This is a genomic window from Methylophilus sp. TWE2 (assembly GCF_001183865.1).
Taxonomy (GTDB): domain Bacteria; phylum Pseudomonadota; class Gammaproteobacteria; order Burkholderiales; family Methylophilaceae; genus Methylophilus.
Genome location: NZ_CP012020.1, coordinates 1,798,570 through 1,817,759 on the forward strand (window position 1 = coordinate 1,798,570; position 19,190 = coordinate 1,817,759).

Here is a 19,190-nt window from a genome sequence, read left to right on the forward strand (position 1 = left end):
GCTACTTTCTGAACAGGCTGCGCAGGCTTAAGCGCATTAAAGACAATACAAACCACAATCGGCAACGCCATGCATGACCGTCGTTCAGTGCAACCACATGCAGCCTCGCCTGATGATCAGCCGAAATGGATTTAAACGTTGCAGGCATAGGCGCAAGATGCGTCGCTATACTGACATTACTTGCCACCCATAAACGCACGCCTTTCCTTCGCCACAATAATGAATGAATCACATCTTCACTGTAGGCTTTGCCCGCAAATGGATAGTAGTTCTCCAGCACCAAGTCGTCTCTATGACATATCACACAACCACCAGGCACCCATTGAGCTTCAACCAATGCATTCGCTGACACAAATCGCCGGTCAACGGCATAAGGAATGCCTGCCTTATCGACTTTCCCCATACGCCTATGGCCCCAAGGCGCACCGCCAATCAGGCTCGCCATGAGGCTTTTGACGAAACCTTTGATACTTCTTTCGTACTGGGTTAAATACTCCTGCGTGTCCGCATTCATAAAAAGTGGCGATACTGCATTCCTCGGGCCGAGTTTAACGAAGGCATCATACAGTAAGCCTATGCTTGTTTCGGACAGAACGACATCATCATCCATTTGCATCACGTAATCACTCTTAGCCTGAGTAAGCCCGATTGCTCTTTGCGCCACCTGACCACGACAAGGTGTCCAAACTATCCTGACGCATTCATCTTCAACAATATTTGCTTGCGGGGTTACACCTTCTGGGATGCAAACCAGGATTTCGCCAGGAACACTCAAACCATTTCTTAAGTACTGTATGGTTTGCTCTAGCTCTGCTCCTGCCAAGGTCGCAATAACGACTGAAACAGGAAGCGTCTGCCTGCTGTTATTCCCTTCCATTTTCATCTTTCATTTCTGACAAGCAGGTCAGTAACACCTCTGGCCTTAACGTTGAAAAGACGCCATTACAATACTCTATGATGCCTGGTATCTGGTCATTTGAAGGGTAGTCAGTTTCTTTTACGAGCTGAATAAACTCATCTTCGGTTTGAATAACCGGATGTTGTGGCTCACTAAAGAGTGGATCCAGTGTCATCTCACCACTCAATGAGACATATATCGGTCCAGACCCAGCCATCACCGAAGATATAACCGCAGAACTCCCACGGTAAAGCACCCACTTCGCCTGTTTCGCATCCTCTTCCAGACTTGAGGAAGATAAAATAATATTTGGCGGCAACTTGGCCAGAAATGTATACTTTTTCAATAACGAGCTAAATGGTAGCACCGGATGCAAACGCCATATAAATCGTATATGCGGCAGCCTGAGTGCGCAATTGAGTGAAAACTTAAACATGAAGGCCGTCTCGTAATCTAGCCCTTCAGGAATCACTAAACAACTTGGCTGTTGTTCTTTTGCTGCGGTCTCTTCTGCTGATAAAGTTAACCGATTCCCAGCTCTTAGGGACCCCAGATTGGTGATAACCTGATTTGTACCCTTTAATGAGATTGAAAGTGCCTGGAGTGCCAACTCTCCAGAAGTGAAGACAATATCGGGATCACAAGCGCCACTTACAAAGCGCTTAAGCCCATGCTGCAATCTGAAGAGTGTGCTATGTTGATAGCCAGCGCGGCGTGTCGCGGGCGAATGTTTTCGCGTTTGCAAAAAAACAGCCCTTTCCCAGGCATGTCCCTCAAAGGTTGTCATGACCAGTTTAGCTTTCGACTGTTTGGCAATATGGCTCACTTGCAATCCGATACGCATGGCATTAGAAGAAGCTGAGGATAAAGCCTCGGCTGCGGCAGCTATTCTTATGCGTGACTTGATGGAATCATCACGGACTTTTGGCAGCAGCATGGATGACTCTCTTAACAAGCCGAATAACATCTTAAGTTCTGCCCAAAAGCCAAGACTATTTGGCAGCACCACTCGCTTCAAGCCAACGTTGGACTGAAGCAGCTGGTAAGTGGCATTGCTTGAGTGATTTGTCTGATCAATCAGAATCTGAGTCACTTTATATCCATTGTTTATCAGTATTTCCGGCAAATCTCCAAAATAAATATCTGAATCAATGCTCATTTGCTGAGTATTCAACAAATGAGAAACAATAATGATATCGGCCTGTGTTGGTTGATACCGCCCCTTAAAGCAACTGATAAGAGTTGCTTTTACTCCACGGGCCAACTGACGCAAAGTTCTGACAAATTCGACCAGGCTTCTTTTTATACCTAGCCACTGATATCTTGTGCCAATAATCGGCGCATCGAATATCTTTTCGTAGTGTTTTAAGAAAATCGGATGCTCGCGAATGACATGAAGCCATGAAATTGAAACGCGGCACAACGAGTGTGAAGCCTCAGTCAAAAGGACATCACACTCCTCGGTCAAAGTCTGGAATTGTTTTTCATTCATAGCAGAGGGCTACGAAAATAGGATATTGCAAAAAACCAAATCAGGCTTTCTGTTTATAACGCTCGTTCAGTACTTCTTCATCAATTTCCTTGGCATCAGCCAAATTGAAGAGATCAGTATTGGAAAGTTTTACAGCTTCTTCCGCTGGCAGGTTATGCCGATTGGTGTATACCAAAGCATCTGCGTGTGGAAGCAATTGGTCACACTGGTTGCAATAAGGGAACATTTCGAATTGTTTTTGCCGGTGTGCATAGCGGAGCAAGCGATACTTGGGCCCATTCAAAATTTCCAGAACCGGTGTAGTAAACGCATTACCAAGAATAATCTGGTTGTTGTAATCGTAACAACAAGGAATCACTTCCCCGTTCCACTGAATCTGTAACGGCCCATTCTCAGGACGACCGCAGGTATTCTTGATTTCAACTTCCTCAACACGATCGCGGTAGTCCCTGCCATCACCAAAGTTGTGTGGGCGCCAGATTTCGATCGCGTCCACTATTGATTCCCAAAACTCGCGGAATTTACCCGTATCCGCCTTGTTTTCTTCCATTTCCAGGTAGGAAACCTGAATCTTAGTTTTAGCTCCCAACTCGTCGCGTAACTTCAAAAACTCCATCATGCCAGTCATGGTTTTATTAAAGTCCAGACCCTGCATCACCGCATTGTAGGTTTCCGGGGACATACCATAAAAACTGATGCGAATTTCATCCAGGCCAGCTTCAAGAATTGTCCTTGCCCGCTTGCTGTTTAGAATAGAACCATTAGAAATGATATATGTGGATAAACCTTTTGATTTGGCGTATTTGATTTTCAGTTCGAGGCGCTTATCCAGCATAGGCTCACCAAAGCCAGTCAAAACGATTTTCTTCGCGCCCAGCGCCACGACCTCATCAATGCTCTTTTCATACAAGGCCTGGTCCATAATGCCATGCTCCCTGGCATGTTCATGCTTATCCCTGGGACACATGATGCAGGAAGCATTGCAATGATCCGTCACTTCATACCGAACTTCAGGATGTAACAATTCAGTAATCGGCGCATCAAAAGGAATTGTCTTAACGAAAGCTTCTGCATTTTTACCTGGCAAGTCAACACTACCGTCATTCAGCAAACTCCGGGTGCCGTATTTGTCTTCGCTGTGAATTGGAATAATGACAGACTTGGAATTCATGCTACCTGGCCCTTTTATAAAACCTTCAAAGTATACCTTCGATTATTAATATCAGCAAAGAAAGCCGCCAAAGTCTTGACACTTATGTAGCCAGTTGCCGCTTGAAATGCATCTTCTCTTATCTTAATCAGAAAAAAGTGAGGCTGATCCTAACCATGAAACACATCAAGTACATCGTTTTTAATTTTGAAGATGGAGGGTCTGGCCATGATCATTTTACTTTCCACGCTCAGTAGGGTTGGCGAAGACTGGAGTTTATCAAACGCTGTTAAATGCACGCCTCCAGGGGCTATGTGTGCATCATCAACAAATACCTGTTTATTATCCATATCAAATAGCGTTAGCTTTATGTGCTGTTTTTTATCAGTAGGATTGGCAATAGCGAGCTCATAATCGTTGTTCGGAATGAACTGATATTGCAATGCATATCGCCTTTTAAGCCAACTACAGCCGCCAAGCATTTCGAGTCTGGAGCCATTGAGTGAGACTGCATCGAGATTTCCGTGCACATAGGATCTAAGCGGAGCATCCCGATACTGATAACTGACATAACCTCGTTCTGCAAGGAAAGAGCCCAGATGACTGATCACATCAGGGGTCACCATATGAAAAACACAAAATGTCCCAACCTCTCCATCATTTTCACTCAAGAAATCAGAAATTTTCAGGGTTTTTCGCTGGTTGGGTATCAGTTCAATCTCTTTGATCCTTAACATAATACCCGCGGCATCAAAGAACATTATTTTTGCAACATTGGGCACTGGTTGACGAGCCCCAAACATGGCGGAAATATCAATCAGTTCAAAAAAAGTCTCCCAATCCCGATTACATCGCCATAAAAACAAATCACTAACAGGTGAGCCTGCGATCGAAGGCTGCTTTGTCAGCGGCTGCTTAAAAGTCCAAATTGCACGAGAAATTCTTTGTTTTGTGATTTTCATCATAAGGTCAGGCCTTTTGTTGGCCAAATTCTGAAAACCAGGCAGACTTAAGCCACTTTTGTGCTTCCCAGCGCTGACCATGAATCACGCTGGATGCTGGCGGATGGGTATGTTCCAGGCTCATATATTTGCCATCTGCACTTTTAGTAAAATATAAGGGAATTCCTGACATATTCCGACATACCACAACAGGTAAAGCTTCCTGGGGAATATTCAAATCATCCAGCGGAATCACATTGAGCTGATTGTTTTTGATAGTAAAGGATTTGACCAGTTGATCAGGTTTGTCGGCAATATAGATTTCCATCATGGAATATCTGTCTTCCGCACTTTTTTCGACATTCAAAAATAGGAGGAAATTCTCAAGCATGGCGCCATATTGCATGAATGGAAAAAAACTGAGCAATGATGCCTGCGCCGGAAAAGGCGCTATTTCACCCTGGTAAGAAGTAAACCCATCTGCTGACTCGATCCCCAGAGTCGCTCGCCATTCGGGAGTATGAGTCACAGAAGGCGCGTTTTCGAGAGTTTCTGAACGCTCCGGCCTTGGTGCGTTATCCAGACTTAACAGGGGTAACACCCGCCCCCCGACCTGAGCAGAAACATCAGACATTGAGATCGACCGCATTTCGCCATATCGAAGTTGATCGACAACCTTGGAGCGCCATATATTGTTTTCAGACCAGGTGAGATTAATAAAACGCGGAGATTCATCACGAAACTCCCAATTGTTAGGGCTAAAATTACTAAGGGTGGTTACACCCTGGCACCCAGGCGCACTTAAAATCGGGTAGAAAGGCATCTTTTTATCAATCCTTCCTCACCCACCATTGATTGAACTGCCCGCTCGCATTGAGACTACATTTGCGATACAAGGATAATCCAGCTGCTTCAAGATGTTTAACTGATTCAATGGCCTGATCAGTAAAGTTATCGTCTAACTCAATTAAAACACTTTGAATTTGGCTTAATACCTCTGCCCCGCCCCTCAGAATAAAATGTTCTATGCCATCTACATCAATTTTGATGTGTGTGGGCATAGGCACACCCAGCTTTTCCACCACATCGATCATTCTTAATCCTAGTGTCTGATATTCAAAGACACTCTGCAGACTATCACCATGCTGGTCAAAATCCTGGCCAAAGGTAGACAAGGCACCTCCCCAGGAAGTATTAGTCATTTTAAACAGACTTTTACCTGTAGCATCGCTCAATGCAATAGGGACAATAGTAATGCGATTTTGAAGTCTGTTCAGATAGATATTTCTAGCAAGGAATTCCAGATTAAACACCGATGGCTCGAAGGCATATACATGTGCAGTGCGTTTCTTTGCTGCATAGATGGAATATAGGCCAACATTTGCACCCACATCCCAAAACACACCCGACTCAGGGATAGTTTCAAGCCAGGTGAGCGTATCAGGTTCTTTGGTAGAAAAGGTCTCAGCGCGATAAACACATAACTCATTTGGCGCAGAAAATATCAGTTCTACATCTTTATGCTGCACGCGTACCTGCTTATTTACAAGGTAGTTGGTAAACCCTCTTGTGAAATAGGTACCTTTGACCACCCCTAAAAACACTCTCCCAAGCTTATTAATGAGGCGTTTACAAAAATTTTTCTTTAAATTCATTTTTTCTAAATAGTAAGATCAGCTTCTTTCAAAGCGTTGATTTGTATAGGTAGTACGTGATTCCATCTAAAATTGCCTTGCAAGTTTAAACGAAGAATAATAAAAATGCGCCGTAAAATTTCTGCCTTGGCATAAATATTCAATTTGGAAAGATCAGGCACTATATGCCTCTGTTCCACAAGCCGATGAATATCGCTCTTTAACGCATTGATTTGTATAGCATTCATTTTTTGAAACACGACCGCTTGCCGGGATAGCTTAAAGAGATTGAACGCTAATGCAGGGTATGTTGGTGCGATCTGGAATGACTCGACATCCAGAATAGCAGCCACATCTGTGTTTTTCATGAGTAGGTTGTGTGGATGCAGGTCAATATGGCAGGCATTAACGGGTGCCATTAAATCGCTGCTGATCGCGAGCACTGTCAGCAGTTCGTGCTCAATCTGGTGGAGCATGTTGCGTAAATCCGTGGTAGACAAGCCAGGAAAACCTGCTGAGAAATTATTGATGGTTCGGACACTGGTGAGTAACTCGGCATCATCCTTACCAATAGGTTGAATTATAGGTAACTCTGGCGGTGGATGAATCGCTGACAAAGTCTTCCATAAGTCAAGGATAACCTTGACTGCATTCGTATGCTCGACAGCCCCCCCTGCAAAGAAATCACCTTCGACAAAAGCCATCAACACCCAATCTGACTCGCGGTCAGAAAAAACAAATGCATCTGAGCTATCCGGTTTAAGAAAAACCGGCAAGGGTAAACCAGCCTCCCTGAGTTGCATACTCAACTTGAGTTGGTGCGAGACAAGTTGCCGTGACTGTTCTGACAAAATATTGAATTTTTTCAGCACGCACGCAGCATTTCCATCCTGAATCAAAAAGTTATTTGAGTTGATCTCCATGCCACCAAACTGGCTGACATTAATACGAGCGTTAGTGTATCGTTGAAAATGCCTGCCCAGAAGCGCACTAATCTCCTGATGCATTTCAGTACTGACTACTGAAGTCACTTGACTGGAAACCGAAAAAATATCCGGTTTAAAAATGTCATTCATTACAATGTCGCTTTAGATAAGCCACCATCTATACTCAAGCTTTGCCCGGTAATATAGCCTGCCTCGTCAGAGGCAAGAAATGCAACCAGACTGGCAATTTCATCTGGAGTTGAGAACCTGGCCATCGGAATTCTGGCCTTGGCCGCATCCAACACTTCATCATAGGTCTTGGCATCGCGCTCAGCAATTCGCTGGGTCAGGTCAACCATCCGGTCAGTCAGGACGGCACTTGGACAAACCGTATTCACGGTGATCCCTAAAGCTGCCAATTCTATCGAAATTGCTTTGGAAAAAGCAGAGACGCCGGCACGTAAAGTGGCGGACAATACCATTTCAGGACTGGGCTCCTTGGCTTGCAATGAGGTGATATTGATAATCCGCCCCCAGCGCTGTTGTTTCATGAAGGGCGCTGCTGCTGTAGCAAAGTGTATAGGCGCCAGCAGCGTTTTTTCTATTGCCTCATGCCATGCGGCATTATCCACAGTAAGAAAACTGCCAGGAGGCGGGCCACCGGCATTATTAATTAAAATATCCACTCTTCCGAAAGCAGTGTGCACCTGCGAAATCGCCTCTTGAGCTGCGCCTTCTGCACCAACGTCCATGGCCAGCGTCATAGGGGTATAGTGATACTTATCTTCTATTTCACGAACAAGCGTATCCAGATGCGCCTGGCTTCTTGATAAAAGGCATAATTTCATGTGTCTGGAGGCGAAGTGGAGGGCAATTGCCTTTCCGATTCCTTTGCTGGCACCTGTGACCAACGCTACTTTGTTTTCAACACTCAAAACACACCTCTCATCAATTCTCAACTTTTAAAAAACCCATGCTGACCGCATTTTCATAGACAGCATAAAAATACGACCTGATTTCCGGTAAATCTTTTTCAACCATGGGGATGACCCACTTTTCAATCTCCCGTAAATAATCCCTTCTGACCTGTTCAGACGGATTCAAACACAAAAGATACAGATTATCGAGCTTATCAAGCGCCTTGACTTGCCTGACGTAGACTTCCGATGCATAGATATGCTTGTAGTAATCGTCCTTGTAAGCCTCATCCCATTGCAGCGCCCGGTCCACGGTAAGCACAGTAACGGCTTTTGCCACCTGCTCCCCCACCTTGTTGGAGATATCATTTGCATTTCCGCCTGAGACTTCAAGCACATTATGCAACAGTGCCGTTACCGTGCCTTCAGCCACGGGGTTACCCGACAAAGACACATACATCTCTGCGACGCGCAACGGGTGCATAAGGTAAATACTTTTGTTGAGCCCTGGGTGGTGATACTCCAGCTGATTTGCAAAATCCCAGGCACGTTTTGCAATCTCGTAATGCTCGCATGCGCTCATCCGGCGATTAAATTCACTATCCATGTCCAGTACCAGATCCTGGTTTCTAAACAAATGCAATCTCGCCTCTCGCTCTAGTTCTATATCCCGCAAAATGGTCATTTTCAACTTTCTAATGCAATATTGGCTTAACTACGCCAGCCATGTTTTGGAACAAATCTTCTTTGTTGCAAATGAGTCTGCAGTCAGCACTTCGCTCGAGGACATCGACCAGACTATTAGAGGGATCATAGTATACGGATGGAATATTCAGAGAGTCTGCAATAATACTCGGTGATGAGTAAGGCATCACAACGACATAGTCGCTAGCGTTCACAAGTTCGAATAGATCAGCGGTATGCGGAACGTTAACAATGCGGCCATCAAGCACAAGCCGATCTATAAACTGGACATATGTTGCGTCATGAATGTCGCGATGCCCTCTTTTATGCTTGATACTCACTTGCACATTTTTTCCATACTCATACTTCAGCCTGTCAACCACTTCTAAGATATGCTCAATAAACGCAATGCAATTTGCACTGGAATAATAGTTATCAATCAAGCCTATCTTCTCGGAATATGCCTTGCTCACCGGCGTGACATCAAAGATAGTGACCTTAAATGATGAATGTTGCAGTGCGCGTTGTTTCTTGGTCTGATGATTCAGGTACCAAACCACAGGACCAACAACATGAAAACAGCCAGGCAGCGATAAATCATTCTGCAAATATCTGCTGAAAGCGTCGTTCCACACCCAGTAATGATCAGCACGAAGAAACAGGTTGTTGGGTAGCGGCGCCGGCGCCGGGTCGTCCTTGTAAACAAATGGCACGACATTTTGCGAATAAAAAATCATATGGGTCTGAAAATTGCGCCCTTTGCTTGCTCGGGACCACAACGGCTGGGCATCGTACAAAGAATTGGTGAGTACAATATTTTCGATTGCCTGTTTTTTGTTCAATATTGCAACCATTGGCAAAGTGGCAATTTCTCTTGCGAGCATGACTATTTCAGGCCGTTTGATTAAATGCAGATGAAACTCAGCCACGTTCTTTGCCTGTTGCCATAAGCCTTGCATAAAGGCAACCAGACTCAGGGGCGTGCCCATCATGAGTGCATATATCGGGAAGCGGTAAAAGTGTAAATACCCATCTTTAGAAGGCAAACGTGTTTCAGCCGTGTGAATGAAAAGACGCGTAGCGTGATTGAGTACAGAAATATCTGATTTTTTACAAAAATCGATAAATGCAGAATATTGATTGCTCGCATCTATACTGTCAGCACTTAATCCAAATACCAGGGTTGCAGGGGAAGTTACAGGCTTTAGTTTTGAAATAGTCAATGCATATACCAACACACAGAGATTACAGAAAGTATGTAGATAGTAATCAGCCAGATTCTTAAAAAAGAATCTAGGGCCTACCTGTAAATGCCACCCTTTTGAGCCAGCACTGATAGCCAGTACATCCGTCGTCAGGACATCCTCACTGCGCGAAAGGTCATCTTCATGCTGGAATTTTCCTGTTGCATTTAATTGCATAAAGGCAGGTAACGCTAGGGCAATGGCGCGCTGCGTCAGCCTGTTTGCCAATTGACTGGCACTGAAGCCAAAGGCATGTTTCATCTTTTTTGCCAGTGCTGTTTGTAGCCTGCTGCTTAAATGATTAAAAAGCCGATAGGATTTGGCAGTTGTAGTGAGGGGTTTCATTCGAACTCTTAATGCAGAGATGAGTTGGTAAAAGCAAACACTTTTACCGTTTCCGCCTTGCCATCCAGCAGGTATTTACCTTTAACATCCCAGGCCCATTGGAAGCCGGCTTTTAAGAAAGCCTTTTGCGATGCGACATTACTTTCATAAGCGGCAGCTTCTATCCACCTGAGATGAAATGTATTCTGTGCCCATGTCGAGCAGGCTGCAATCGCTTTATATCCCAAGCCTAAACCCCAGCACTTTTTATCAAAAATACAAATACCCATGCTGGCAATCTGGTGGTAGTTGTCTATGGAATGTAAGCGGATAGTGCCTACATGGGTCGATAAATTATCCAGCCAGATACCAAATAAAACAGCATTTGCTGACTGGTTGTTGTAAGCAACAAACTGCTGCACAGACTGCATGGTTTGCGGCGCCTGTTTGACTGCATCCAGATACCTGTTAATTTCCGGGTCATTCAGGCCGTTGATATAACCCATATGAATATCGCTCTCGGTCAAGGCTTTCAAATAGCCGCCATCAAACCGAATGATATCTATTGGAGTCATGCCAATACATCCCAACTCACAGGGGTGCCTTTAGTGACAGCCGCCTTCAGTGTCCGCCCTATCACATTAGATTTGAGTTTTGGCATTAAACCATCTCCAGGGCGCAGCGCCTGGACATCATCAGCAGTGATCTCCTGCCCTGCGGCAACATCCTTAACAAAAAACAAGGAGCGACGATACTTTTTGAAACTTGTTTCAAGGTCACCCTGCACATATGAAACCTTGCCCAAAGCGGCATGCGCATTTTTAGTTTCAGACACTAACTGCGCCAGCTCTTTAGGTTCCAGTGAAAAGCTTGAGTCTACCCCGCCATCGCTCCTGGCCAGGGTAAAGTGTTTTTCGATGACGGTTGCGCCTAGCGCGGTAGCGGCTACTGAAACGCCTACATCCATGGTATGGTCAGATAAACCAACGTGTACATCAAATGCTTGAGACAGATGAGGAATAGTAAGCAGGTTAATTTCGCTGGGTGGTGCCGGGTAAGCGCTGGTGCACTTTAATAACACAATCTCTTTAGCACCATGATTGCGGGCCACTTGTACTGCTTCGGATATTTCAGCGATGGATGCCATACCGGTCGACATAATCAACGGTTTGCCTGTGGCCGCACACAAGGCGATCAACTCATGATCAACCAGTTCGAAAGAGGCGATTTTGTAAGCAGGGGCATCGAGGGAGACCAGTAGTTTCACGGCCTCGGCATCAAATGGTGAACTGAATACCGTGATCCCCAGCTCACGACCATAAGCAAATAATTGTGCATGCCACTCCCAGGGAGTAGAGGCCTTGGCATAAAGATCATACAAATGTTCGCCATCCCATGGATTGCTGCCTTTAACCCTAAAACGCGGATGGTCCACATTTAAAGTCATGGAATCAGCAGTATACGTCTGCAGTTTAACAGCATCTGCTCCTGCCTCTTTGGCAGCCTTGATAATATCTAATGCACGTTGCAGTGATCCATTATGATTGGCTGACATTTCAGCAATGATGTAAGGAGGGACACTTTTACCCACTAGCCGATTATCAATCAAAAAGTCTTTCATTTTATTCCTTTATTTTTCTAGAAGAACCGCACCTTGCGTTCTTACAATAGTGGCTCCATAAGGAATCTGCGGAAAACTAACCGCTTTACCTTCAGCTTCATCCAGCGCCCACAACACATCATCAAAGCCTATCTGATGGCGCATCATGACGGTCGAGGAAAATCTGGGGTTAATTTCAAACACTCTGGGGCCTTGCGCTGTAATACGCAACTGTATATTCATACTACCGCGCAGGTCGAGATTTATTGCGATCGCTGCGCACATAGCGGTCGTCTCTTCATGTTCAATCACCCTAGCCCATCCGGTAAAACCACCTGTCAGCCTTCTTAGCAACAGCAGTGTGTGTACTTCGTTCTGTTTCGTCCTGTAAACCGCACAGGTGACTTCAGCATCTTCCGGCTCAAGGTACTCCTGGAAAATAGCTTCCGGATATTTTGAGCTAAAGTAATCGGCATCCTCTTGCGAATTGACTTTAAATACGCCTCGCGAACCAGAGCCAAATCTGCTTTTGATCATACAGGGAAATTGCAATGCCCCATGCGCTACATGGCGTGTCCAAGGTGCTGGAATGTCAAAACGCAGCAAGGCATTAATCGTCTCCAGTTTATCCAGTCCCGCTTCAATTACATGGTATCCGGCACTTATCCACTTTACAGTTTGGTCATCCTTAATCAAAGGCAGCAGTACGCCAAGCTCGGGTTCAGTCATCGGAATCACCGCATCAATCTCATGCTCAGTAATGATTTTCCTGATGGAGGGTAGATAACTGGCATCATCGGCACGTGGGATAGTCAAGAACTCATCGACAAATAATGTGCCGCCGTGCTGGGTATGAATATCCACACCAACCAGATATATTCCTGATCGCTCCTTCTTGAGAATGGTGGCAACACATTGAGCAATATCCCCGCCAATGCCGGTAATCAGTATTTTTTTTATCATGTTCTGGTCAGCACTTCATGTAGATAAGGCAATTCAGGATCATTCTTGATACATTCATGTATCAGGTAGGTAGGATCGTAAGCTTCACATCTGAACTCAACAGTATTGGTGTCGGTATCGTATATCGCCCACTGCGCACCCGGCTGGCGGTTTCGGGGCTGGCCAACCGAGCCGGGATTCACCACCAATGTATTCCCTATCATTTTAGACATGGGATAATGCGTATGCCCTAGCACAATCAAGTCAAAATCCTCTACTTTAAAACCATCAAATATCTGCAAGTCTGTATCGGGATAGATGTAAATATCATTATCCCATGGAGAACCATGACATAACAGGATGTTCCGCCCTGAAATATTAATTGGTTGCGGATGAGGTAAATTGCATAATTCATCTAACTGTTGAAACGTTAATGCTTCAAGTGCTAGTTGAAGACCGTGTCCATAACGTTGGGTTATTCGCTGCAAATAACTAAGATCTGCTCTAGCCTGTTTGAGCATGACTTCATGGTTACCCAATACTATGTACTTATTTTCCCAGTCTTTAAGAAGTGCCAAAACCTTTGCAGGATGATAGTAGTAACCCACCAGATCACCGGTGATGAGCAAATGAGAAACGGCGTTTGATTTTGCAGCGGCGAGTACTACCTCTAGTGCATGATCATTGGCATGAATGTCCCCCATCAAACCTAGCTTCATACAAACAAATCCGCATAAATATCGTCAACCGCAGCTTTAAAGCTATAGCGTGACTGAAGCAGCGGTGATGGGTGAATAATCTGATCTTGGGCCTCTTGGCCTTTAAGAACTTCTACTGTGCTATCCGGAGAAAAGCGCAAGCACAAGATATTCAGCATGTCCGAAATAGTAAGCACCTCTGAAGATGCTACCGAGTGTATACCTGTCAATCTTCTCATTGTCGCAGAATAGATCATCTGCGCCAGATCTTTGACGTATAAATAGTTGCGCTTTGCCCGTCCAGTAGCTACCTGCTGAGGCCTGCCTCCATGAGTCAGAGCATGAATTGCCTTATTGATACCTAAATGCTCTGGACCATGCGCACCGTAGACACCACAAATTCTTAAGATTGCAGCAGATCCTTCTAAGTTAAGCAAGGCTTGCTCTGCTAGAAACTTACTTCTTCCATATGCAAAACCAAAGCCTGACTTTGAATCTTTGTCAGAAGAAAAGTCATAACAATCGAGTAAGGCGGTTGACGAGAACAAGAAAAACGCATCATGCTCTTTTGATACCTGAGCCAGCTCGCGAGTTGCCGCTACATTAGCAGTAAGTAATGTATTCAGATTAACGAGACCTAAATCAACTTTAGCTGCTAAATGAATAATCGCATCAATTTTAGGCAAACCGCTAAGTTCGGCTCTACTCACATCATCAAGGTCAAAAAAAACCTCATCCGGTTGCGCGGGCTTTCTGACAGCCTTTGTCACTTTCCAGCCATAGCTTTTAAACACCGCTGAGACTTGTTTGCCAATAAACCCGTTTGCGCCTGTGATTAATACATGTTTTTCATGCTTCACTTAAAGGCCTCGCACGTAAAAAGATGGTCAAGTCACGACCAACACCTACTTTAGCCATCGCAGACCATAAGGCAATCACATCCTCTGCAGGCTGCTGCTGAATATAGTTCTCGATTTGAACTCTGGCTATGTGGGCACTTCTTCCCACAGCGGGGTTTGTCACGTAATTAGAAGCAGAATTGAACAAAAACCAGTCAACAGGAAAGTCTGCGATGATCTCAAGGGGCTCCCAACCAGTACTCGTGACTGTTTTTTTCAAACTGTCATAATCGTAGTAATTCAGATGGTCTGGAAGCGCTACCCAGAATGGCTCTTGTATGTGGGTCTTTTGCAAGGCAGTTAGCTGCGTCACTGAAAAGTCATTTGGGACAGTCACAACTGCAATACCGTCCGGTCTAAGTACTTTTTTCAACGCTGCTAATAAATCAAGCGGATCTACCACATGCTCTAATACATTTTGCAACCATACCAGTTGATAGGTATGCCCACTGAGGATTTCCTGATGGAGCAACTCAAACACATCGCCCGTGACCAGGTTTTCCATGCAATCCGGATTTTTGGACATGACCCCTGCCGCACTGAAATCAATTCCTTTTACATTCCATCCATGTTTTTTGAAAAAACTTAAGGCATAACCTTCACCACAGCCAACATCTAGCAATGTCTTTACCTGTGAGACATTTTCAGCTAACAGTTGATTAATGACGTAAAATTTTTGCGCTAGCTTGGTTTCAAAATACGTCAGCTCATCTTCAGTATAAGTGGCCTCATAACTTCCCAGGCTCTGCTGATAATATTTATTTGCATAATATTCCTTCAGCGCTTCTGAAGAAGGTTTGTTGATTACCTCCCAAAAACCAAGAGGATTCTTTTTTAATTCTGGATGCACGCTTTTAACTCTTTTTAAAAATATGCTATGAATCTATCGACAGTATCGACTCTGCAACAGCATCGGGTGATGGATGAATGAAGTTCAAGCACTTTTGACTTAATTCCCTGACAAGATGAGGTTGGTCAAGAAAATCTTTTATCACTTGCAGGTAACTCGCTGCCGACAGACCAGTCGCCCATCCCAGAAAATGAATGCCGCCTGCATCAGAAAAATCTTTGGTGGTACGTTCTTGGTTACTCGCAAAAATAACTGTAATAGATGGCAGACCTAGAAAACAGCGCTCCCACATGGCGGAACCTCCTGCGCCAATAGCTAAGTCGGCATTGAGCATCAATTCGGCAATATAATTGATTTGGCAATGAAAATTCATATTTATGCCGAGCTGACATTGTTCAGCGATCTTATGTCTATTGGGATTGGAATTGCCAACCACAATATCGAAAATGATATCTCGCCTGTTAAGCTGCATGATGCTCTCAATCACTGTTTGTGTCTGATTTGTCGTGTCACTCGAACCAAAGAAAACTAAAATGCGCTTAACCTTACCAGACCTCACTTTCGCATACTTCCTTGCTTCGTAAAACTCATCACGCAACAGTAGATACGCAGGCCCTAAAAAAGTCCTGCATTGTGTAGGCAACAAATGCTGATACCTTAGTTCTGCATCGCTGTAGTAGTTCTGGTCTAGCAACATATCACAGACATGTGCACGATTAGCCAGATCATCAATGACCATAAGTTTTTTTACTTGTGATTGTAGTAGTCTCTCCCATTTTGCATCGAGAGCATAGTGGTCAACAATCAGCCAGTCAGGGCTATTTTTAAACAATGAATAAATAGTTTGTTGGGTGCAGGTGGCATCAGCTTCCTGACTTTCAGAAACATTACTTGCCAGTTGAGCATATTCAAACCCGTGACTTTCCAGTATTTGGAACATATCCCCTGGCAAAACAGCAGATATAAACTTAACAGTTGCCCCTTTATGCCGCAGTTTAGTGGCAAGCGCAACACATCGCATTAAATGTCCACTACCGATGCTAGTTGAAGCATCTACCCTAATGACTATGTTCATTGATCACTGGCTAAAGTATTGTTTTATAAAACTCAACCCTGCGATCAGGACTGGTTTTAAAAGTTTTTTTGTATCCAAGCCACAAATCTAAGTCAACATCTACGAAGGATAACTCTTCTGTGAAGAACTTATGTTCCATGATCTCCCCTACTGGAGAGATTATCTTCGAGCTTGGCACATAATTTAAGCCATTTGCATCTTCACCTATTCTGTTAACACCGATCATATATACCTGATTCTCAATAGCCCGCGCTTGTAATAGTGTATCCCAATGTTGAATACGCTTTTGTGGCCAGTTGGCGATATTAATCAGCAGATTGCAGTCTTTTGATAATGCACTGAAAAGCTCTGGGAACCTTAAGTCATAACAGATTGTGAATCCAAGCTTGAAACCACAGAAGTCCATACTTGACAGATGATCACCTGAATCAAAGTGTGCATTTTCTCCAGCAAAAGAAAAAGGATGGATTTTGTGGTAGCGCGCCTCCTCTTGACCATCTTTTGAAAAAGCAACTAGCGTATTCAAGCATTTTCCGCTCGCAGCGGTGAGCACTACACCGGCAACAATGCCTATATTGTGTTGTCTGGCGAGTGCTCCAAATGCTTGTACGGTTTCCGAGTTTGAAGCTGACTCAGCAATCTCTAATGTGTTGAAGCTGAAACCAGTAAGTGTCATTTCGGGGAAAATAACCAGATCAGCGTTTTGTTCGGCTGCCGTTTTCACAAAAAACTTGCATCGCTCCAGATTCCAAGCTTTGTCTTCCCATTTTTGGTCTAATGAAACAAGTGCAATTTTCAAGTGAGGCCTGACAAATGAATTATATTTTTTTACGGAAAACAGGTTTTGCAGGCGCGCCAATTAACAGATCTTTGGTAGTACCGGCTACAACCGCCTGTTTGTAAACATGACATGACTCATCAAAGGCTCTAACAAAAAGATCTAACTCCACTTTTTGGTGAGACCAAGTTGTGTAGAATAGCCCTTGGAAAAGAACCCCTCGAGCAATCATTTCCTGCATCATCAAAGTTCTAAACGCATCGTCAGGCGTACCATCTGCGTTTTTACAAATCAAGGCCAGCAGGCATGGATAGCCGATCCACTGAAGCACATTTTCGAGTGCATGTGCCTTAATCACTTGCTCTAAACGCAACTTTAATGAGGTTCCGTTTTGCCAGTTCTTACATATCATGTTGTTCTGTTTGAATGCATGAATTGTGGCATTCATAGCGGCCAAGCCTATGGTTTCAGCACCATGCGTGGTTGAAATCAAAAATAGTTTATCGCTGCCGGTATTACGTATCCCACCCAACTCCATCACATCAGCGCGGCCAGTCAGTGCGCAAGCTGAAAACCCATTGGCAATGCCCTTGCCCCAAGTGGTGAGGTCAGCCTTCACTCCAAAGTAATTATGTGCGCCCTGTAAGCTCCATTTGAAGCCTGATACCATTTCATCGAATATCAGTAATACGCCCCGCTCTTTGCATAATGCAGCCACTTTTTGCAGGAAATCATCTTTAGGTGGATCAAATTTCACCGGTTCCAGAATCAGGCAGGCAATATCATGGTCGTTTGAAGCCAACAAAGTCTCAACAGACTCATAATTGTTGTAGCTGAACAATGCGGTAAATTCCCGGGTCTTTTGTGGAATACCGGTATCGCAAGGGGTAGTAACAATAAACCAGTCATCAAAACTGAAAAAATTATGCTCGCGACAGATGGCTACCTTGTTTCTGCCAGTAAAGGCTCTAGCCAGTTTAACGGCCGCAGTAGTCACAGTGGATCCGTTCTTGGCAAATTTAACCATATCCCCTGAGTCTACCGTTTCAAGAAACAGTTTGGCAGACTCAAGCTCAATTGCTGCGGGACGCTGGAAATTGGTTCCCTGGAATGCAGCATCAGCAACCGCCTGGGCCACGGGTTCATAACCATGCCCAATACTTACCGAAGTGAGACCCATACTGCAATCGAGAAACATATTGCCATCCAGATCCCAGACGTACGCTCCTTTACCATGGCTGATGGCTGCAGGCGCCTGCTCGGGAAACTGGTCGTCCCCTTTAGAATAAGTGTGTGAGCCTCCAGGAATAAGATCGTGAATTTCTCTGGAAAACTGTTTGGACAATTCAAAACGCTGGCTTTTTTTCATACATTACTCTTTAGCTTTCTTAAAATCCCATAGTGGCACAGGCACGACATAGCTTGCCACGAGCGACTTTAAATCCTCTCTTGAATCAAGGAAATCTATGATTTCCTGAACCGATGGCAGCGGCATTGTGGCTTTCAACCCTTTGGCAATGGCACGGCAAAGAATGAGATCTTCAGGATTATCGACCGTGACCCTTAGATCCAGCCTCCTTAAACTTGCTGCTGGCAGAATCACCTCGATTTTGAACTCATCAGGATGCGTACGCGGGTAATTTGAACAATACTCGGAACGATCTTTTGCCTGACCTCTCTCATGGAAAGTCTTAAGGGAGGCTAAGGTATAGATCTCAAACGCCAGTCCTTCTGGCAATTGATCGGTCACAGTCATGTCGTTTTGATTTTGCAAATGGCTGTTCCATGCCGGTGCGATTAATGAATAGTCTACCCACGGACATTCTGTGGTAATTCTGAAAACATCTGTGGCACCTGCATGTTCGGCAGCAGTGATTAAACGCAACAATACATCGTCATGGTCGCCCACAATGTAGGGAATATCATGCTTTTCGGCCACTTCGGTGAATATGGCGTTCGCTTTGCCTTCTGCAATAGCCAGTACAACGTCATCAATCATATCAAAGCGTTGCAGGCTTTCAATAAGCTGATCCAATATGGATTTTTCGTCATACAAAAGCTGCATGGGTTTACCGTATAATCGGGTGCCATTATTTCTGCAGGCCAGAACAGCCACTAATCGTCTATTTTTTTCCATG

Annotated in this window: 20 protein-coding genes; all 20 read right to left on the reverse strand. The window is 44.5% G+C overall.

The genetic code is table 11. From position 1 onward, the window contains the following. Window position 1: 1 nt before the first annotated feature. The gene (locus ACJ67_RS08625) at window positions 2–883 is read right to left on the reverse strand and encodes a glycosyltransferase (protein ID WP_082163979.1); all 882 of its coding nucleotides are present in this window, start codon (window positions 881–883) and stop codon (window positions 2–4) included. Then, complete coding sequence (locus ACJ67_RS08630; RefSeq protein ID WP_049638722.1) at window positions 864–2,390, reverse strand: hypothetical protein; 1,527 nt, start codon at window positions 2,388–2,390, stop codon at window positions 864–866. Before ACJ67_RS08630 ends, ACJ67_RS08625 begins: the two co-directional genes overlap by 20 nt. Window positions 2,391–2,430: 40 nt before the next feature. Beyond that, on the reverse strand, window positions 2,431–3,561 hold the full coding sequence (locus ACJ67_RS08635; RefSeq protein WP_049638723.1) for a radical SAM/SPASM domain-containing protein: 1,131 nt from the start codon (window positions 3,559–3,561) through the stop codon (window positions 2,431–2,433). A gap of 149 nt (window positions 3,562–3,710) precedes the next feature. Then, window positions 3,711–4,505, reverse strand: coding sequence for a hypothetical protein (locus ACJ67_RS08640; protein WP_049638724.1), 795 nt, complete (start codon window positions 4,503–4,505; stop codon window positions 3,711–3,713). A 4-nt stretch (window positions 4,506–4,509) separates the two neighbouring features. Beyond that, window positions 4,510–5,115, reverse strand: coding sequence for a hypothetical protein (locus ACJ67_RS08645; RefSeq protein ID WP_049638725.1), 606 nt, complete (start codon window positions 5,113–5,115; stop codon window positions 4,510–4,512). Window positions 5,116–5,311: 196 nt separating this feature from the next. Beyond that, window positions 5,312–6,136, reverse strand: coding sequence for an FkbM family methyltransferase (locus tag ACJ67_RS08650; RefSeq protein ID WP_082163980.1), 825 nt, complete (start codon window positions 6,134–6,136; stop codon window positions 5,312–5,314). Between the two features lie 5 nt (window positions 6,137–6,141). Continuing rightward, a complete protein-coding gene (locus tag ACJ67_RS08655; RefSeq protein WP_049638726.1) occupies window positions 6,142–7,191 on the reverse strand; it encodes a phosphotransferase in 1,050 nt (349 codons plus the stop codon). Then, window positions 7,191–8,000, reverse strand: coding sequence for an SDR family oxidoreductase (locus ACJ67_RS08660; RefSeq protein ID WP_082163982.1), 810 nt, complete (start codon window positions 7,998–8,000; stop codon window positions 7,191–7,193). The genes ACJ67_RS08655 and ACJ67_RS08660 overlap by 1 nt, the downstream gene beginning before the upstream one ends. After that, window positions 7,990–8,643 carry an HD domain-containing protein gene (locus ACJ67_RS08665; protein ID WP_049638728.1) on the reverse strand — a complete coding sequence of 218 codons (654 nt, stop codon included), beginning with the start codon at window positions 8,641–8,643 and terminating at the stop codon, window positions 7,990–7,992. Before ACJ67_RS08665 ends, ACJ67_RS08660 begins: the two co-directional genes overlap by 11 nt. 10 nt (window positions 8,644–8,653) lie before the next feature. Next, window positions 8,654–10,231 carry a polysaccharide biosynthesis PFTS motif protein gene (locus ACJ67_RS08670; RefSeq protein ID WP_082163984.1) on the reverse strand — a complete coding sequence of 526 codons (1,578 nt, stop codon included), beginning with the start codon at window positions 10,229–10,231 and terminating at the stop codon, window positions 8,654–8,656. 8 nt (window positions 10,232–10,239) lie between these two features. Next, entirely contained in the window at window positions 10,240–10,785 is a 546-nt protein-coding gene (locus ACJ67_RS08675; protein ID WP_049638730.1) for a GNAT family N-acetyltransferase, read from the reverse strand. Then, on the reverse strand, window positions 10,782–11,831 hold the full coding sequence (gene pseI, locus ACJ67_RS08680) for a pseudaminic acid synthase (RefSeq protein ID WP_049638731.1): 1,050 nt from the start codon (window positions 11,829–11,831) through the stop codon (window positions 10,782–10,784). The genes ACJ67_RS08675 and pseI overlap by 4 nt, the downstream gene beginning before the upstream one ends. A gap of 9 nt (window positions 11,832–11,840) precedes the next feature. Further along, complete coding sequence (locus ACJ67_RS08685) at window positions 11,841–12,773, reverse strand: ATP-grasp domain-containing protein (RefSeq protein ID WP_049638732.1); 933 nt, start codon at window positions 12,771–12,773, stop codon at window positions 11,841–11,843. Further along, window positions 12,770–13,471, reverse strand: coding sequence for a metallophosphoesterase (locus tag ACJ67_RS08690; protein WP_049638733.1), 702 nt, complete (start codon window positions 13,469–13,471; stop codon window positions 12,770–12,772). Before ACJ67_RS08690 ends, ACJ67_RS08685 begins: the two co-directional genes overlap by 4 nt. Beyond that, complete coding sequence (locus ACJ67_RS08695; RefSeq protein ID WP_049638734.1) at window positions 13,468–14,310, reverse strand: NAD(P)-dependent oxidoreductase; 843 nt, start codon at window positions 14,308–14,310, stop codon at window positions 13,468–13,470. The genes ACJ67_RS08690 and ACJ67_RS08695 overlap by 4 nt, the downstream gene beginning before the upstream one ends. Further along, on the reverse strand, window positions 14,300–15,199 hold the full coding sequence (locus ACJ67_RS08700) for a bifunctional 2-polyprenyl-6-hydroxyphenol methylase/3-demethylubiquinol 3-O-methyltransferase UbiG (protein ID WP_049638735.1): 900 nt from the start codon (window positions 15,197–15,199) through the stop codon (window positions 14,300–14,302). The genes ACJ67_RS08695 and ACJ67_RS08700 overlap by 11 nt, the downstream gene beginning before the upstream one ends. Window positions 15,200–15,224: 25 nt before the next feature. Further along, window positions 15,225–16,274: a UDP-2,4-diacetamido-2,4,6-trideoxy-beta-L-altropyranose hydrolase gene (pseG, locus tag ACJ67_RS08705; RefSeq protein ID WP_049638736.1), complete on the reverse strand. Its 1,050-nt coding sequence runs from the start codon at window positions 16,272–16,274 to the stop codon at window positions 15,225–15,227. Window positions 16,275–16,284: 10 nt separating this feature from the next. Beyond that, window positions 16,285–17,133 (reverse strand): nitrilase-related carbon-nitrogen hydrolase, encoded by an 849-nt coding sequence (locus ACJ67_RS08710; RefSeq protein ID WP_197080592.1) that lies wholly within the window; start codon window positions 17,131–17,133, stop codon window positions 16,285–16,287. Continuing rightward, window positions 17,093–18,421, reverse strand: coding sequence for a glutamate-1-semialdehyde 2,1-aminomutase (locus ACJ67_RS08715; RefSeq protein ID WP_049638737.1), 1,329 nt, complete (start codon window positions 18,419–18,421; stop codon window positions 17,093–17,095). The genes ACJ67_RS08710 and ACJ67_RS08715 overlap by 41 nt, the downstream gene beginning before the upstream one ends. 3 nt (window positions 18,422–18,424) lie before the next feature. Next, window positions 18,425–19,189: a cytidylyltransferase domain-containing protein gene (locus ACJ67_RS08720; protein WP_049638738.1), complete on the reverse strand. Its 765-nt coding sequence runs from the start codon at window positions 19,187–19,189 to the stop codon at window positions 18,425–18,427. Between the last annotated feature and the right edge of the window lies 1 nt (window position 19,190).

Coding starts and splice junctions, on each gene's coding strand:
- ACJ67_RS08625 (WP_082163979.1), bottom strand. CDS start 883: ATGAAAATGGAAGGGAATAACAGCAGGCAGACGCTTCCTGTTTCAGTC.
- ACJ67_RS08630 (WP_049638722.1), bottom strand. CDS start 2,390: ATGAATGAAAAACAATTCCAGACTTTGACCGAGGAGTGTGATGTCCTT.
- ACJ67_RS08635 (WP_049638723.1), bottom strand. CDS start 3,561: ATGAATTCCAAGTCTGTCATTATTCCAATTCACAGCGAAGACAAATAC.
- ACJ67_RS08640 (WP_049638724.1), bottom strand. CDS start 4,505: ATGATGAAAATCACAAAACAAAGAATTTCTCGTGCAATTTGGACTTTT.
- ACJ67_RS08645 (WP_049638725.1), bottom strand. CDS start 5,115: ATGTCTGATGTTTCTGCTCAGGTCGGGGGGCGGGTGTTACCCCTGTTA.
- ACJ67_RS08650 (WP_082163980.1), bottom strand. CDS start 6,136: ATGAATTTAAAGAAAAATTTTTGTAAACGCCTCATTAATAAGCTTGGG.
- ACJ67_RS08655 (WP_049638726.1), bottom strand. CDS start 7,191: ATGAATGACATTTTTAAACCGGATATTTTTTCGGTTTCCAGTCAAGTG.
- ACJ67_RS08665 (WP_049638728.1), bottom strand. CDS start 8,643: ATGACCATTTTGCGGGATATAGAACTAGAGCGAGAGGCGAGATTGCAT.
- ACJ67_RS08670 (WP_082163984.1), bottom strand. CDS start 10,231: ATGAAACCCCTCACTACAACTGCCAAATCCTATCGGCTTTTTAATCAT.
- ACJ67_RS08675 (WP_049638730.1), bottom strand. CDS start 10,785: ATGACTCCAATAGATATCATTCGGTTTGATGGCGGCTATTTGAAAGCC.
- pseI (WP_049638731.1), bottom strand. CDS start 11,831: ATGAAAGACTTTTTGATTGATAATCGGCTAGTGGGTAAAAGTGTCCCT.
- ACJ67_RS08685 (WP_049638732.1), bottom strand. CDS start 12,773: ATGATAAAAAAAATACTGATTACCGGCATTGGCGGGGATATTGCTCAA.
- ACJ67_RS08690 (WP_049638733.1), bottom strand. CDS start 13,471: ATGAAGCTAGGTTTGATGGGGGACATTCATGCCAATGATCATGCACTA.
- pseG (WP_049638736.1), bottom strand. CDS start 16,274: ATGAACATAGTCATTAGGGTAGATGCTTCAACTAGCATCGGTAGTGGA.
- ACJ67_RS08715 (WP_049638737.1), bottom strand. CDS start 18,421: ATGAAAAAAAGCCAGCGTTTTGAATTGTCCAAACAGTTTTCCAGAGAA.
- ACJ67_RS08720 (WP_049638738.1), bottom strand. CDS start 19,189: ATGGAAAAAAATAGACGATTAGTGGCTGTTCTGGCCTGCAGAAATAAT.